Consider the following 13,187-nt stretch of genomic DNA (forward strand, 5'->3'; position numbering starts at 1 on the left):
CCTGAACGCCTTCGCCATCACCTTCGACGGCCGCCTGACCCCAACGACCCGATAACTAATCAAGATCGAGATACACCGTTAACTGGACACACCCGTCGGCCTGAGTTTCGGTGGCGGGTTCAGGGTGCCGTGGGAACCATCGTCTGCCGGATGCGTGGCAATCGTCCTTGATCGATTCTCGGCTGGTTCGGGTTTTCTGCGAGGCGAAGGCGGGGCGTAGGCACTGATCAGGGTCGATCATGGCTAAGCCGCGAAGACGCGGGCGGCGTCTCCGCCGCTGAGGGTGCTCTTGGTTCTCGGCTTCAGGGGGGGCGGTACTGGGGCGATTCGCGTCAACCGAGTCAACCGAGTCATGGGCAGTGGGGGCGACCAGGAGGTGTGTTCGTCGACTGTGTCGGCATCGACGGGCGTCGAAGGAAAAAGTGTTCCGGCGTAGGGGAGCCGGGGGGCAGCGGGAGGGTTTTCGCTGGAGCCGCGTGATGTGGGTGCTGCGGCGTTTGAATGCGTGCCTAGTTTTGGAGAGGTGCGGCTGGAGTCGTTGGCCGATGGCTTGATGGAGCAGCAGGCAGGGGGCGGTGCAAGCGGCATGGTGGCGTACTGAGGATGGACATGCTGGGGTGGGTTACAGGGTCTGTTTGGTCGTGATGGAGGCGGTTGTCCCTTCGGGGGAGGGGCTTGGTGCCCGCCTGCTGTCCCATCGACTGCGGGGGCAGGGCCTACGCGCTCGTGGGGCTTGGGTGTGAACATCGATGGTGGGTTTTGTGCGGCATTGCACGACCCCAAAGGGACGGCCCGCGCGGGCACAGGTGTAGGGGTTGGTGCCCGCGCGGGCCGGAATGGGGAACTGGTAGGTGCCCGCGCGGGCAAAATGGAGGGGGATTCTAAGTGCCCGCGCGGGTGTCTGTGGGATCCGGTATCGGATCGATCTGTCCTACTTGAACAGGTGGGTGTGGAGCTGTTCGCTGTTTCGGCTTGCTCAGGGTGAAGATTACTAGCCGGTGGCCTAGTTGTGGTAGCGAATTCTTATCTTGATGCTGGCGGATCGGCGAAGGTGGACGGTTCAGGGCGAGTGGGGCCAGGTGCTTTTTGCGGCCTTAGGTGTAATTGTTGCGAATTTGAGGGGTTGTCTAGTGGGATTTGAGTCTTATGAGAGTTTCGCGTTGTGCGGGTTTGGTGGCTGGGTGATGCTCTGGGGGAGGGAGTCTTCTTCGGCTTGTGACTCCGCTAGGACCCGTGCCAATGTTCCGTCCTCGGTCTCGCGTTTGTGGCGTTCGTAGCAGGTGTGCCAGGGGTCGTAGCGTTTTGGGATTTCTCGCTAGGTCGATCCGGTCTCAAAGCGCCAAAGGATTCCCTTCACTGCCTGCCGGTGTCCACGCCAGGGGCGGCCAGGGCCTGCTGCGGACGGGAGTAGGGGGCGGTCTGATCCCATGTTTTGTCGGTCAACTCGCTACGTGTTACCACGGCTCACTATTTAAGTGGGATCCGAGGGAAGTGGTAAGGGGCTCCTTGGAGCGTTCTTCGGCTGAAAGTGTGTGAGCGGGGGTAGGGACGGCGAAAATGCCTGGTTCTTTGGGCGATAGGTCGCAGCTTATCAAGCTGATGTTGTTGGGGTCTGATGAGATGATATTGCCACTGTGTGGTATCTGGTGTGCGGTTGTAGAAGTTCCTCCCGGCTTGCTTGAAGTGAGGGCGGGTAAAGGCGGAGTGCGCTGGCTGAGGATGATGTGGTTCCGGTGAGGCGTGGTGAGCTTTGTTCTGATGAGGGCGTGACTGCTTAGAATGGGTGACTTTCCGGCGGAGGTAATGCTGGCCTTGTGTAGCGCGAGTGGGCTGGCGCTGGACCGGTTGGGAGTACGGGGCGCTCGTCGGTGTGGTTCGCAGGTCAGAAGTCTGAATGCGCTCGGTGTGCACTTGGAGTTATGGACGAGCTGTATTTCTGCTTCCAGTGCAAGTCCCTCAGGGGGTCTCAGAGGGTAGTTGGGAGTGGCCGCTGATGGCTGGCTCGTCTTCTAGGAGTTGGTTAAGGGGAAAGTCCGTCGATTCTGGGGAGTGTTGAGTGGCTTGAGGCATGTGCTGTGCGGGACCGAGCCTGTGGCGAGGGGGCGGCTTCAGGGGCTGGGAGAGGGCGGACTGAGGAGGGGAGGAGAGAGGTGACCTCTCGGTTCTCGTGGTGGGGGGCGACGAAAAGTAGATTTGTTCTATGAGTGATGTACGGGTGGTGTTTCGGAAGTACGGCGGGGCGTTGCACTGGAACCATCTGGGCACGGTGCTCGGAGATGATCAATACGGGGTTTGGGTGGCCGTGCCCGGAGGGACGGTTGCCCGCAAGGGGGATGGGCCGGCGATCACCTGGGACAACCACGCGATCATGCTGTTCCCGCGGGATGCCTGGTGGACCGCATCGTTCAATGCGGCACCGCATCGCACTGAGGTCTATGTGGATGTCACCACGGTTCCCGAGTGGCGAGATGGCGAGGTCACCATGTTCGATCTCGATCTCGACGTGATCAGGAAGCGGGATGGGCGGCTCATTCTCGACGATGAGGACGAGTTCGCCGAGCATCAGGTGGTGCTGGGGTATCCGCCGGAGTTGATCGCCGGGGCGGAGGCAAGCGCGCGGTGGCTTATGGATGCGGTCGGGGCTCGTAGAGGGCCGTTCGGGGGAGCGCACGTGAAGTGGCTTGCGATGATGGAATGAGTGCCGTCGGTCCGGATGCTGGGTGGAGTGGGCAGCAGGCTAGGGCTTGCGCCGGCGGCCGACATGGCAGGGTGCGTTGGGGTGTCGGGTGGGTGGCTGGAGCTGGTCAGGTGGGTGACCTTGGCTTCCGGACGGTGATGGTGATGGATGGCGGGGGAGCACCTGGTCTGTGGTGTGAATCTTGCGCCCGTTGAGGTGCGGTGGGTTGCCTGTGTCATGGCGTGCTGTTGGAGAGCGGCTGGTTGTGGCTTCCTTCGCTCGCGCTGGTACGTGAGTGTTCGCCCGCCTTTGCTGCGCCAAGGCGGGCAATCGATGATCGTGGCAGGGCGGTCTGCGACCTTCGCCAGGTGGTCGATCACGCTGCGGGGTCGATCGTCGCGTGGGGCTTCGGCTCGCACGGCGAGCCATCAGCGACCTCGTGCGAGCTCTCCGGTGTGAATCCGAGGGCTTGGAGATCGACGCGTGCCTGGTGCGTCGCTGTTCTCTGCGACGGTGGCTCGTTTCGCGACAGAGGCATCTGCGGGTGAGGAGGAGGCACCGCTGGGTTGGTGTCTGTTCGTCTGAGGGTGTGAGGTGCCGGTCGCAGGGCGGCGCTACTGATCAGATGGGTCCGTGTTTCGGTGAGTTGTCGGCGGCTGTCCTGTTGGTGGTGAGGCGTGGGGCTCGCTGTGGGCTGCACCGTTGGTGGTCTCTTGGGAGCTCAGGGCCCGCTGTTGGCTCGGTTCGGAACGGTGATCGGTCAGTGGTTCGTGGTCGGGCTTTGGGGGCTGTGCAGGCCATTGGAGTGCGGCTACTCAAAGAGGCGGAGCGCGGTTGCGATGGCGGAGAGGCGATGGGGGGACGCCAGGCCTGCGTGGTAGAGGTGGAATTCTGTGGCGCCGGCATCGGCGTACATCTTCAGTTGTTCGGCCAGGGCGGCTGCGTCGGCGGGGCGGGGTGGGAGGGTCAGGACGTAGGCGCCTACTCGTTGGCCGGGCGTGCAGAGGTTCGCCAGGGCTGTGAGGCGGGCGGCGTCGGTGCGGGTGTCGCCCCAGCAGTTGCCCACGAGGACGTTCAGGTTCGGGTCGCCCGAGGGGAGGGCGGCGAAGGCGCCGGTAGCCCATGGGTTCGGGTCGGCGTGCAGCGTGATGGGGATGTTCGGCGCTGTTCGCCGGGCGGCTGAGATGAGGCGGCGGCGGAGGGAGGCTGACAGTCTCACCCGGGTTGCTCTTACCTCGTCGGCGAGGGGGCCGAGGGCGAGGTCCATCGTGTCGATGGGGTGGTGGGGGGTGGGATGGCCGGTGGTGTCCGAGGCGGTGGGGGTGCGGACTGTGGTGTTTGGAAATGACCGAGCAGCGCTTTCGGCCGCTACACCCCGGGTGCCTGGCGCTGGGTCCCCTGACGCTCGGGGCACCGAACCTCGGGCTTCTGGGGCTCGGTTCTCTGAGGTGAGGGTCCGTGAGGGTGGGGTCTCTGAGGTGAGGGTCCGTGAGGGTGGGGTCTCTGAGGTGAGGAGCCGTGAGGGTGGGGTCTCTGAGGTGAGGAGCCGTGAGGGTGGGGTCTCTGAGGTGAGGGTCCGTGAGGGTGGGGTCTCTGAGGTGAGGAGCCGTGAGGCGGGGGTCTTTGAGGCTTGGGTTTCTGAAGTGGGGGCCTCTGAGGGCGGGGTTTCTGAGGTTGGCCGACCGGAAGCTGGTGTCTCCGAGGCTGACGTCTTTGAGGCTGGGGGCCCTGGAGTTGGGGTCTCCGCGGCCGAGGGCCACGGGGGTGGGGTGCCCAGGAGCGGGGTGCCGGGGCCTGTGGAGGGGGATTTCGGGGGGTGGGGGGCTCGGGCGACGGCCTGTGCGCTGCTTGGAGCTGCGGGCGGCGCGCCTGTCGTGCGTGTGGCCGCGGTGGAGGCGGTTGGGGACAAAGAGGTCGCGGTGGAGGCGGTTGGGGGAGAAGAGGTCGCGGTGGAGTTGGTTGAGGTGTCGGCAGTCGAAGGGGCGGTGGTCGGGGTTTCGGAGGCAACGGCGGGGTTGGTTGAGGCGGGTGGGGGGGTGGTTGGGAGGGGGACGGTGGTGGAGGACGGCCTGCCGGTGTCGATGGTGGTGCGGACTTGTGCGGCGGTTTCCGGGGGGTATTGAGGAGCGCAGGCGGTGCAGAAGCACAACGAGAGGAGGGCGGCGTCGGTGGGGGTCCAGTCGGCGCCGGACGTCTTCTCGTGCACGCCCTGATGCCCGAACCCCATCGGCCCACACGCCTCCAGGATCAGGCCGTCCGGTTCGGCGAGGGTGAGGATCTCCGTGACGAGGGTCTCGCAGTACGCCAGGACGTCCTCATGGGCAGGGCAGAGCGCGTACGGGTACGGGTCGCCGAAGGCGTTGCGCACGACCATCTCGGGGAACCGGCTTCCGAGGTAGGAGTTGTGCGTGAGGACGACCCAGGCGTGGACCTTCAGGCCGGCCTGCCGCAGGGCCGTCTGGGCCTGGAGGTAGGCGTCCGGCGGGGTCCAGGTGGGCGCGGCGGGGACCAGGCGGGACCAGGCGTGGGGGCGGATCGGCAGGTAGAAGGCGGGATGGGGGACGTCCAGGACGCGGTGTGCCGGGTGGTACGGCGTGGCGGCGCGGGTGGAGTGGTAGCCGGCGGCCAGGGCGATCGTGCCGACGCCCAGCTCGGCCAGGCGGGCGGGGGCGGCCGGGTCGCCGACGACGTCCCAGGGGTAGACGTAGGCGACGTTCACCAGCGGGGGATCCTCGCGGAGAAGGAAGGTTCGATGCGCCGCATGTAGGCCGTGTCGTCGCGGGCGCGGAGGCCGCAGGTCTCGTACTGCTCGTGCATGACCGCCAGCGCGTCGCGGTCCAGTTCGACGCCGAGGCCCGGGCCGGTGGGCACCGGTACGGCGCCGTCGACGAAGCGCAGGCTGCCGGGGAGCACCACGTCCTGGCCGTCCTGCCAGGGGGTGTGGGTGTCGCAGGCGAAGGTCAGGTTCGGGGTGGCGGCGGCCAGGTGGGTCATCGCGGCCAGGCTGATGCCGAGGTGGGAGTTGGAGTGCATCGACAGGTCCAGGCCGAAGGTGTCGCAGAGGGTGGCGACGTGTGCGGATCGTACGAGGCCGCCCCAGTAGTGGTGGTCCAGCAGGAGCACGCCGATCGCGCCGGCGGCGATGGCGGGCGGCAGGTGTGCGGGGGTGACGACGCACATGTTCGTGGCGAGCGGCATCGGGACGGCCCTGGCCACCTCGGCCATGCCCGCGATGCCCGGCGTGGGGTCCTCCAGGTACTGGAGGGCGCCGTCGAGTTCGCGGCCGACGCGGATGGACGTCTCGACGGTCCAGGCGGCGTTGGGGTCCAGGCGGAGGGGGACGCCGGGGAACGCCTCGTGCAGGGCGCGGATGCCGGCGATCTCCTGGTCGGGCGGCAGGACGCCGCCCTTCAGCTTGATCGAGGAGAAGCCGTGCTCCTTGATCAGGAGGGTGGCCTGCGCCACCAGGGCCGCCTCGTCGAGGGCCGGGCCGAACCGGTCGGGGTCCGCGCCGGGGTGGCCCGCCCACTTGTAGAACAGGTACGCGCTGTAGGGGACGGCGTCGCGGACGCGCCCGCCGAGCAGGTCCACGACGGGCACGCCGGCCGCTTTGCCGCGGATGTCCAGGCAGGCCACCTCGAAGGGGGAGAAGACCCGGTCGACGCTCTTCTCCTTGGTGGCGACGCCGGTCAGTCCGTGCAGGTCGGTGACGACGTCGCCGACGGTGGCCGCGATGCGCGCGTACATCTCGTTGGTCGCGTGGACGTCGAGCCCGAGCAGGACCTGCGCGCACTCGCGGACCTTGGTGAGGTGGCCGAGGTCGCCGTAGGTCTCGCCCAGTCCGGAGATGCCCTCGTCCGTGACGATCTCGACGATGGTCCGCAGGGCCCACGGCTCGTGCACGCCGGCGGCGTTGAGGAGGGGCGGGTCCCGGAAGGCGACGGGGGTGACGTGGATCTGCCGGATAATCATTTCAGAACCGCCGTCCATATATGTGAACAATAGCCAGATTTGTGGACAGGTTGCCGCAACTGTAAGAATCGAGCCGAGAAAGTGTCAAGACTCCGAAGGGCCACTCGATGATCTACGGATACGACCCCAGGACCGGTGAGACCGTGGGCGGCGGCCTGCCCGAGACCGACGGCGCCGGGGTCGACTTGATCGTCTCCGCGGCGACGGCGGCCGGGGCCGCGTGGCGCGCCACCCCGGCCGACGAGCGGGCGGGGGCGCTGGAGGCCGTCGCCGACGCGCTCACCGCGCACGTGGACGAACTGTGGCAACTCGCCGACCGGGAGACCGCGCTCGGAGAGGCACGGCTGCGGGGCGAGGTGGCGCGTACGGCCGGGCAGTTCCGGCTGTTCGCCCAGGTCGTCAGAGACGGCGGCTACCTGGAGGCCGTCATCGACCACGCGGACCCGGCGCTCACGCCGCCGCGGCCGGACGTGCGGCGGATGAACCATCCGCTGCCCGGGGTCGTCGCGGTGTTCGCGGCGAGCAACTTCCCGTTCGCGTTCTCGGTGGCCGGCGGGGACACCGCCTCGGCGCTGGCCGCGGGGTGTGCCGTGGTGGTCAAGGCGCATCCGGGGCATCCGCACACGTCCGAGCGGGTGGCGAAGATCGTACGGAACGCCCTGCCCTATCCGGACCTGCTCGGGCTGGTGCAGGGGATGCAGGCGGGCGCCGACCTGGTACGCCACCCGCGGGTGGTCGCGGCCGGGTTCACCGGGTCGGTGGCGGGCGGCAAGGCGATCCAGAAGCTGATCGACGAGCGGGAGACGCCCATCCCCTTCTACGGCGAGCTGGGCAGCGTCAACCCCGTGGTCGTGCTGCCGTCGGCGCCGGCGCAGGAGGTGGCGAGCGGGTTCGCGGCGTCGCTGACGCTGGGGGTCGGGCAGTTCTGCACGAACCCGGGGCTCGTGTTCGTGCCCGAGGACGACGAGTTGCGCAAGGCGCTGGTCGCGGCGGTGGAGGGCGCGAGCGGCGGCCCCATGCTGGCCGAGCGGATCAGGGACGGATATCTGGGCGGGCTTGGCCGGCTCGGCGAGCTGACCCTGCTGGCGGAGGGGAAGCCGGGGGAGGGGGCCTGGGCGGTGGCGCCCAAGGTGTTCACGACCGATCTGGAGTCGTTCGGCGAGCGCCTGCCGGGGATCGCGGAGGAGTGCTTCGGACCGGCGGCAGTTGTAGTGACTTATCGGGAGGTTTCCGAGCTGAGGAGGGTGCTGGAGCGGCTGGAGGGGTCGCTCACGGCGACCGTTCACGGCGGTGATCCGGACGAGGCCGAGGCGATCGTCGAGGTGCTCGGCCGGAAGGCGGGGCGGCTGATCTGGAACGGATGGCCGACCGGGGTGGCGGTCTGCTGGGCGATGCACCACGGTGGGCCGTGGCCCGCGTCGACGTCGGCGTACACGTCGGTGGGGGCGACGGCGATCGGGCGGTGGGTGGCGCCGGTCGCGTACCAGGACTGGCCGGAGGCGCTGCTCCCGGACGAGCTCAAGGACGCCAACCCCCTCGGGATCCCGCGCCGGGTGGACGGCCGCCCGCGGACGGCGTGACAGGCCGCCCACGGCCTTGGAACGCGGGCCCGCCAGGCGCTTCTCGAAGCCAGGAGCGGGTCAGGGCGTGGCCAGTTCGAGGCCCCTCGCGATGAGGCGCCGCAGGGTGGCCAGGTGGTCGGGGGCCGGGTCCGTCAGGGGGGCGCGGACGCCGCCGACGTCCAGCCCCCGCATCCGCACGCCTGCCTTGACCAGCGAGACCGCGTACCCCGGCACCAGGTCCCGCAGCTCCACCAGCGGCAGGTAGAACCCGGTGAGCAGCCGCTGCACGAGCAGGTCGTCCCCGCGGGTCACCGCCTGGTGGAAGGCGAGCGCGATCTCGGGCGCGAAGGCGAACACGGCGCTGGAGTACAGGCTCACCCCGAGCCCCCGGTAGGCGGGCACGGTCAGCTCGGCGGTGGGCAGTCCGTTGAAGAACGTGAACTCTCCGGCGGGCGCGGCCGCCCGGACGGTCAGGATGATGCGCTGGAGCAGGTCGAGGTCGCCCAGCCCGTCCTTGAAGCCGATCACGTTCGGCAGGGCGGCGAGCTCGGCCACGGCGGCGGGGGAGAAGCGCGCGTTCCCCCGCTGGTAGATGACGACCGGCAGGTCGGTGGCCGCCGCCACCTCCCGCACGTACCGAACGAGCCCCGCGGGCGGCGCGCTGACCAGGTAGGGCGGCAGCAGCAGCAACCCGTCGGCGCCGCTGTCGGCGGCGGCCCGTGCGGTGGCCCTGGCGGTGGGCAGCGGCCCGCCCGCCCCGCCGAACACCGGCACGCGCCCGCCCGTGGCCGCCACCGACGTGGCCATGACCTCGGCGTAGTCGGCGAGGTCGAGGGCGTTGTACTCACCGGTGCCGCAGGCGGCGAACACTGCTCCCGCCCCGGCCGCGACCCCGGCGGAGACGTGCTCGGCCAGCACCGGCGCAGAGACGGCGCCGTCGCCGTCGAAGGGGGTCACGGGAAAGAAGAGAACACCATCCAGCCGCATTCGGCAGTCCTTCCAACGAGGGGGTCTAGCGGATGCCCTCCCTGCGCAGAGTGGCAGCCAGCTTGCGGGTGTGCTTGATCACCGCTTCGGTGACGCGCTCGATCTCGGCGGGCGGCGACCCGGCCGGCATCGAGCAGCTGATCGCGTCGGTGGCCGGGATGCGGTAGTCGACCGCCACGGCCACGCAGGCCACGCCGGGGGTGCCCTGCTCGCGTTCGAGGGCCCAGCCGCGGGTGCGGACCTGGTCGAGCTCGCCGGTCAGCTTGGTCAGGTCGGTGATGGTGTGCTCGGTCAGCGCCGGCAGCGGGTCGGGCAGCAGTGCCACGACCTCGTCGTCGGTGAGCTGGGCGAGCAGCACCTGGCCGAGCGCGGTGACGTGGGCGGGCAGCCGCCGGCCCACCCTGGGGATCACGTGACCGGCCTCGCGCGACTCGCGGGTGGCCAGGTAGAGGACGTGGGCCTCGTCCCTGCGGGCGAAGTGCACGGTCTGGCCGATCTCGTCGCGCAGGTCCTCCAGGGTCTCCTGGGCGAAGCGCAGGGCCGGGTCCTTGTCGAGGTAGGCGGTGCCGGTCAGCAGGGCGTGCGGCCCGATCCCGAACGCCGACCTGGTCGTGTCGGTCTCGACCCAGTTGAGTTCGACGAGGGTGCGCATGAGGGCATGGAGGCTGCTGCGCGGGAAGCCGGTGCGCCGCTGGAGCTCCGACAGCGTCATGGGGGCGGCGGACTCCGCCAGGGTCTCCAGGATGCGTACGGTCCGCTCGGCGGACTTGACCAGCTGTGGCTCCATGCTCGTCCCATCTCGGCGGCGGCTTCAGGGTGTCAGGATATGGGATCCCGTCCAGATACATGGACATCAACCCTTGATCGCGCCACTTGTCAGACCCCGCATGAACTGCCGCTGGAACGCCAGGAACACGATGATCGACGGCAGCAGCGCCAGCAGCGAGGCCGCGAGCAGCACGCCGATGCCGACCTCCTCGTCGGAGCGGAGCGAGCGCAGGGCGATGGGCAGGGTCCAGGTGCTGGAGTCCGTCGAGACGATCAGCGGCAGCAGGTACTGGTCCCAGATCATGGTGAAGCCGAAGACGCCGATCACGCCGAGCGCCGGCCGGCACAGCGGCACGATGATCGTCGCGAAGACGCGCAGCTCGCCCGCGCCGTCGATGCGGGCCGCCTCCTCCAGCTCGACCGGCACCTCCTTCATGAACTCCGTCATGACCAGGATCGAGAAGCCCCAGGCGCCGACGGGCAGGATCATCCCGGCGTACGTGCCGATCAGGTTGAGGTGCAGGACGGGCAGGTCGGCGAGGACGAGCGACAGCGGGATCGCGATGATCTCCTCGGGCAGCATCATCGTGGCCAGCATGAGCAGCATCACGACGGTCATGCCGCGGAACCGCTTGCGCGCCAGCGAGTACGCCGCGAACACGCTCACCAGCAGTTGCAGCAGCAGCCCGAACCCCACGACGACGAAGGAGTTGACCAGGTACAGGTAGACGTTCTTCTCCCCGGCCTGGACGAAGTTCTCCAGCGTGAGGTCGTCCGGCCACAACGAGAAGGACGTCGGGTCGAGCGTCCTGCTGAACGCGCTGACCAGCAGCCCCACCAGCGGCCCGGTGAAGACCAGGACCATCGCCGAGTGGAGCACGACCTTCCCGAGGGTGGCCGCCGGCCCCTTGCGCGCCTCCAGGCCCAGGGCGCTGTCGAACCTCATGTCGCCTGCCTCCTGCGCAGCGCCTGCACGACCAGGGTGAGCGCCAGCGTGGCCAGGAAGAGCACGATCCCGCCCGCAGCGGCCACCCCCAGCTCGTTCTTCTGGAAGCCGAGCTTGTAGATCAGCGTCATCAGCACCTCCGACGAGCCGTTGGGGCCGCCGTTGGTCAGGACGTAGACCTCGACGAACACCCGCAGCCCGCGGATGGCGGCCAGCGTGAACAGGATCCAGAACACCGGCCGCAACGCCGGCAACGTGATGTGCCGCAGCCGGTGCCGGGTGGCGGCGCCGTCGACGGCGGCGGCCTCGTACAGGCTGCGGTCCACGCCGACCAGACCGGCCAGGAAGATCATCATGTCGTACGGCGTCCCGCGCCAGACGCTCATCATCATGATCGACCAGAGCGACGAGTCCTCGCTGCCCAGCCACGGCTGCGGATCGACGCCCACCCAGCCGATGACGACGTTGAGCAGGCCGGTGTCGCCCGGATGGAACATGATCCGCCACACCTCGGCGACCGCCGCCATCGTGGTGACGACCGGGAGGAAGGCCGCGGTCCTGACGAACCACAGGTAGCGGGCGGGCCCCTCGATGAGCAGCGCGAGTACGAGCCCGAGCAGGAGCGAGCCGACCGTGGTGCCGAGCGCCAGCACGAGACTGTGCCAGGCGGCCGAGACGAACGCGTCGTCGGCGATGATCGTGCGGTAGTTGCCGAGTCCGACCCATTCGTCGGAGGCGTACTGGACCTTGTTGAAGCTCTTCCACAGGCCGAGGGCCATCGGGATGAACTTGAAGTAGAGGAACAGCAGCAGGGCGGGCGCGAGGAACAGCCAGGCGACCAGCGTTCCGCGCCGCCGCGCCCGCCCGGCGCGGCGGCGCGGGGCGGCCGTCGTGGCCGGCGTCCCCGTGACGGTCGCGGTCATGACGCTTTCTGGCTCCGCAGTTCCTGGTTGAGCCTGGCGGTCAGCTCGGCCATCTTGGCCTTCACGTCGGCGCCGCAGTCGGCCCACACGGTGTTGATGACGTCGGCCGAGTCCTGCCGGATGGGCGCCCAGTTGGGCACCGGCGGCGCGTAGACGGCGTGCTCGTAGGACTCCTGGAACACCTTCCAGCGCGGGTCCTGCCGCTCGGCGGCCAGGTCGACGCCCTTGTTCACGGGCAGGCGGACGATGGCGCCGTTGGCGTCCTTGTTCATGCCGATCCGCTGGCCTTCGGGGGAGATCGCGAACTCGGCGAACTTCTTCTGGGCGTCGGCCAGGTCCGAGCCGACCATGAGGTAGACGTTCTCGCCCTCGCCGAGGGTGCCGGGGCCGCCGGACGGGCCCTTGGGCACCGGCAGCACCTCGATCCTGTCGGTCCCGACGCTCTTGACGAACCGGGCCAGCACGTACGGCCCGACCAGGTAGATGCCGCCCTGCCCCTTCTCGAACACCTCGTGCGTGACGGTGGTGTCGTTGCTCACCGCGCCCGGGTTGACCGTCTTGCTCTTGCAGAACTGGTCCTGGAGGAACTGGACGGCCTCGACGGTCCTGGGGTCGTCCGTCATCGCGGCGAACTTGCCGGGTCCGGTGGGCTTCACGAAGTCGCCGCCGTTGGCGTAGACGAGGGAGGAGGCGTACCAGGAGGCGTAGCCGCGCTTGGTGCCGGCCGGGATCACGAAGCCCGCGGTGTCCTGCTGCCCGTCGCCGTCCGGGTCCTTCTCGGTGAAGGCACGCGCGAGCGCGGCCAGGTCGGCCCAGGTCGCCGGCGGACGCATGCCGACCTTCTCCCGCCAGTCCTTGCGCACGATCAGGGCGAAGGCCTGTGCGGAGAAGGGCGCGCCGTAGAACTTTCCGTCGGAGCCGGTGGCCGCCTTCCAGGCCAGGTCGGAGAGCTGGTCGCCGCCGGCCAGCCGGCCCTTGTCGACCTCCTGCAGCCAGCCCTGCGAATGCATGTTGCCGAGTTGGGCGGTGTCGTTGATGACGATGTCGGGAAGCGCCTTCTGGGCGGCCTGCTGGTTGAGTTTCGTCTCGAAGTCGTCGAAGAGCGCGACGACTTTGGTCCTGACCCCGGTGGCCTTGGTGAAGGCGTCGGCGAGTTTCACCGCCGTCTTCGCGGAATCGGAGTCGGGCGGTTGCCTGATCCAGATCTCCAGCGTGTCGTTCCTGCTCGATCCCCCGGAACCGCAGCCCGTCAGCGTTGCGGCCAGGGCCGCGACGAGCGCGGCCCCCAGCAAACGGCGTGACATCAGACCGCCTCCCGTTCACATACGTGGACACGTGTCGTGTGCATGAAC

The 13,187-nt window shown here is 68.7% G+C and carries 10 protein-coding genes; 3 read left to right on the plus strand and 7 right to left on the minus strand.

Features of this window, described 5'->3' with window-relative positions; all coding sequences use genetic code 11:
• Positions 1-2,200 precede the first annotated feature (2,200 nt).
• The gene (locus tag ACWEJ6_RS39875) at positions 2,201-2,698 is read left to right on the plus strand and encodes a DUF402 domain-containing protein (protein WP_452430671.1); all 498 of its coding nucleotides are present in this window, start codon (positions 2,201-2,203) and stop codon (positions 2,696-2,698) included.
• 790 nt (positions 2,699-3,488) lie between these two features.
• Here ACWEJ6_RS39875 and ACWEJ6_RS39880 read toward each other — a convergent pair.
• Positions 3,489-3,944 carry a hypothetical protein gene (locus tag ACWEJ6_RS39880; RefSeq protein WP_452430674.1) on the minus strand — a complete coding sequence of 152 codons (456 nt, stop codon included), beginning with the start codon at positions 3,942-3,944 and terminating at the stop codon, positions 3,489-3,491.
• 181 nt (positions 3,945-4,125) lie between these two features.
• Here ACWEJ6_RS39880 and ACWEJ6_RS39885 point away from each other — a divergent pair, with 181 nt between their 5' ends.
• Positions 4,126-4,800 carry a hypothetical protein gene (locus ACWEJ6_RS39885; RefSeq protein ID WP_452430676.1) on the plus strand — a complete coding sequence of 225 codons (675 nt, stop codon included), beginning with the start codon at positions 4,126-4,128 and terminating at the stop codon, positions 4,798-4,800.
• Positions 4,801-5,392: 592 nt separating this feature from the next.
• Here ACWEJ6_RS39885 and ACWEJ6_RS39890 read toward each other — a convergent pair.
• Positions 5,393-6,649 (minus strand): glucarate dehydratase family protein, encoded by a 1,257-nt coding sequence (locus tag ACWEJ6_RS39890; protein ID WP_452430678.1) that lies wholly within the window; start codon positions 6,647-6,649, stop codon positions 5,393-5,395.
• Between the two features lie 107 nt (positions 6,650-6,756).
• Here ACWEJ6_RS39890 and ACWEJ6_RS39895 point away from each other — a divergent pair, with 107 nt between their 5' ends.
• Entirely contained in the window at positions 6,757-8,229 is a 1,473-nt protein-coding gene (locus ACWEJ6_RS39895; protein ID WP_452430680.1) for an aldehyde dehydrogenase (NADP(+)), read from the plus strand.
• A 60-nt stretch (positions 8,230-8,289) separates the two neighbouring features.
• Here the strand turns inward: ACWEJ6_RS39895 and ACWEJ6_RS39900 are convergent, their stop codons facing one another.
• From ACWEJ6_RS39900 to ACWEJ6_RS39920, 5 genes are all read right to left on the minus strand, one after another.
• Positions 8,290-9,198 (minus strand): 5-dehydro-4-deoxyglucarate dehydratase, encoded by a 909-nt coding sequence (locus tag ACWEJ6_RS39900; RefSeq protein ID WP_452430682.1) that lies wholly within the window; start codon positions 9,196-9,198, stop codon positions 8,290-8,292.
• Positions 9,199-9,223: 25 nt separating this feature from the next.
• A complete protein-coding gene (locus ACWEJ6_RS39905; protein ID WP_387672242.1) occupies positions 9,224-9,985 on the minus strand; it encodes an IclR family transcriptional regulator in 762 nt (253 codons plus the stop codon).
• A 66-nt stretch (positions 9,986-10,051) separates the two neighbouring features.
• Positions 10,052-10,912, minus strand: coding sequence for a carbohydrate ABC transporter permease (locus tag ACWEJ6_RS39910; RefSeq protein WP_452430685.1), 861 nt, complete (start codon positions 10,910-10,912; stop codon positions 10,052-10,054).
• Positions 10,909-11,835 carry a carbohydrate ABC transporter permease gene (locus ACWEJ6_RS39915; RefSeq protein ID WP_452430687.1) on the minus strand — a complete coding sequence of 309 codons (927 nt, stop codon included), beginning with the start codon at positions 11,833-11,835 and terminating at the stop codon, positions 10,909-10,911. Before ACWEJ6_RS39915 ends, ACWEJ6_RS39910 begins: the two co-directional genes overlap by 4 nt.
• A complete protein-coding gene (locus ACWEJ6_RS39920) occupies positions 11,832-13,139 on the minus strand; it encodes a sugar ABC transporter substrate-binding protein (protein WP_452430689.1) in 1,308 nt (435 codons plus the stop codon). Before ACWEJ6_RS39920 ends, ACWEJ6_RS39915 begins: the two co-directional genes overlap by 4 nt.
• Positions 13,140-13,187 lie beyond the last annotated feature (48 nt).

The organism is Nonomuraea sp. NPDC004702 (genome assembly GCF_053601695.1).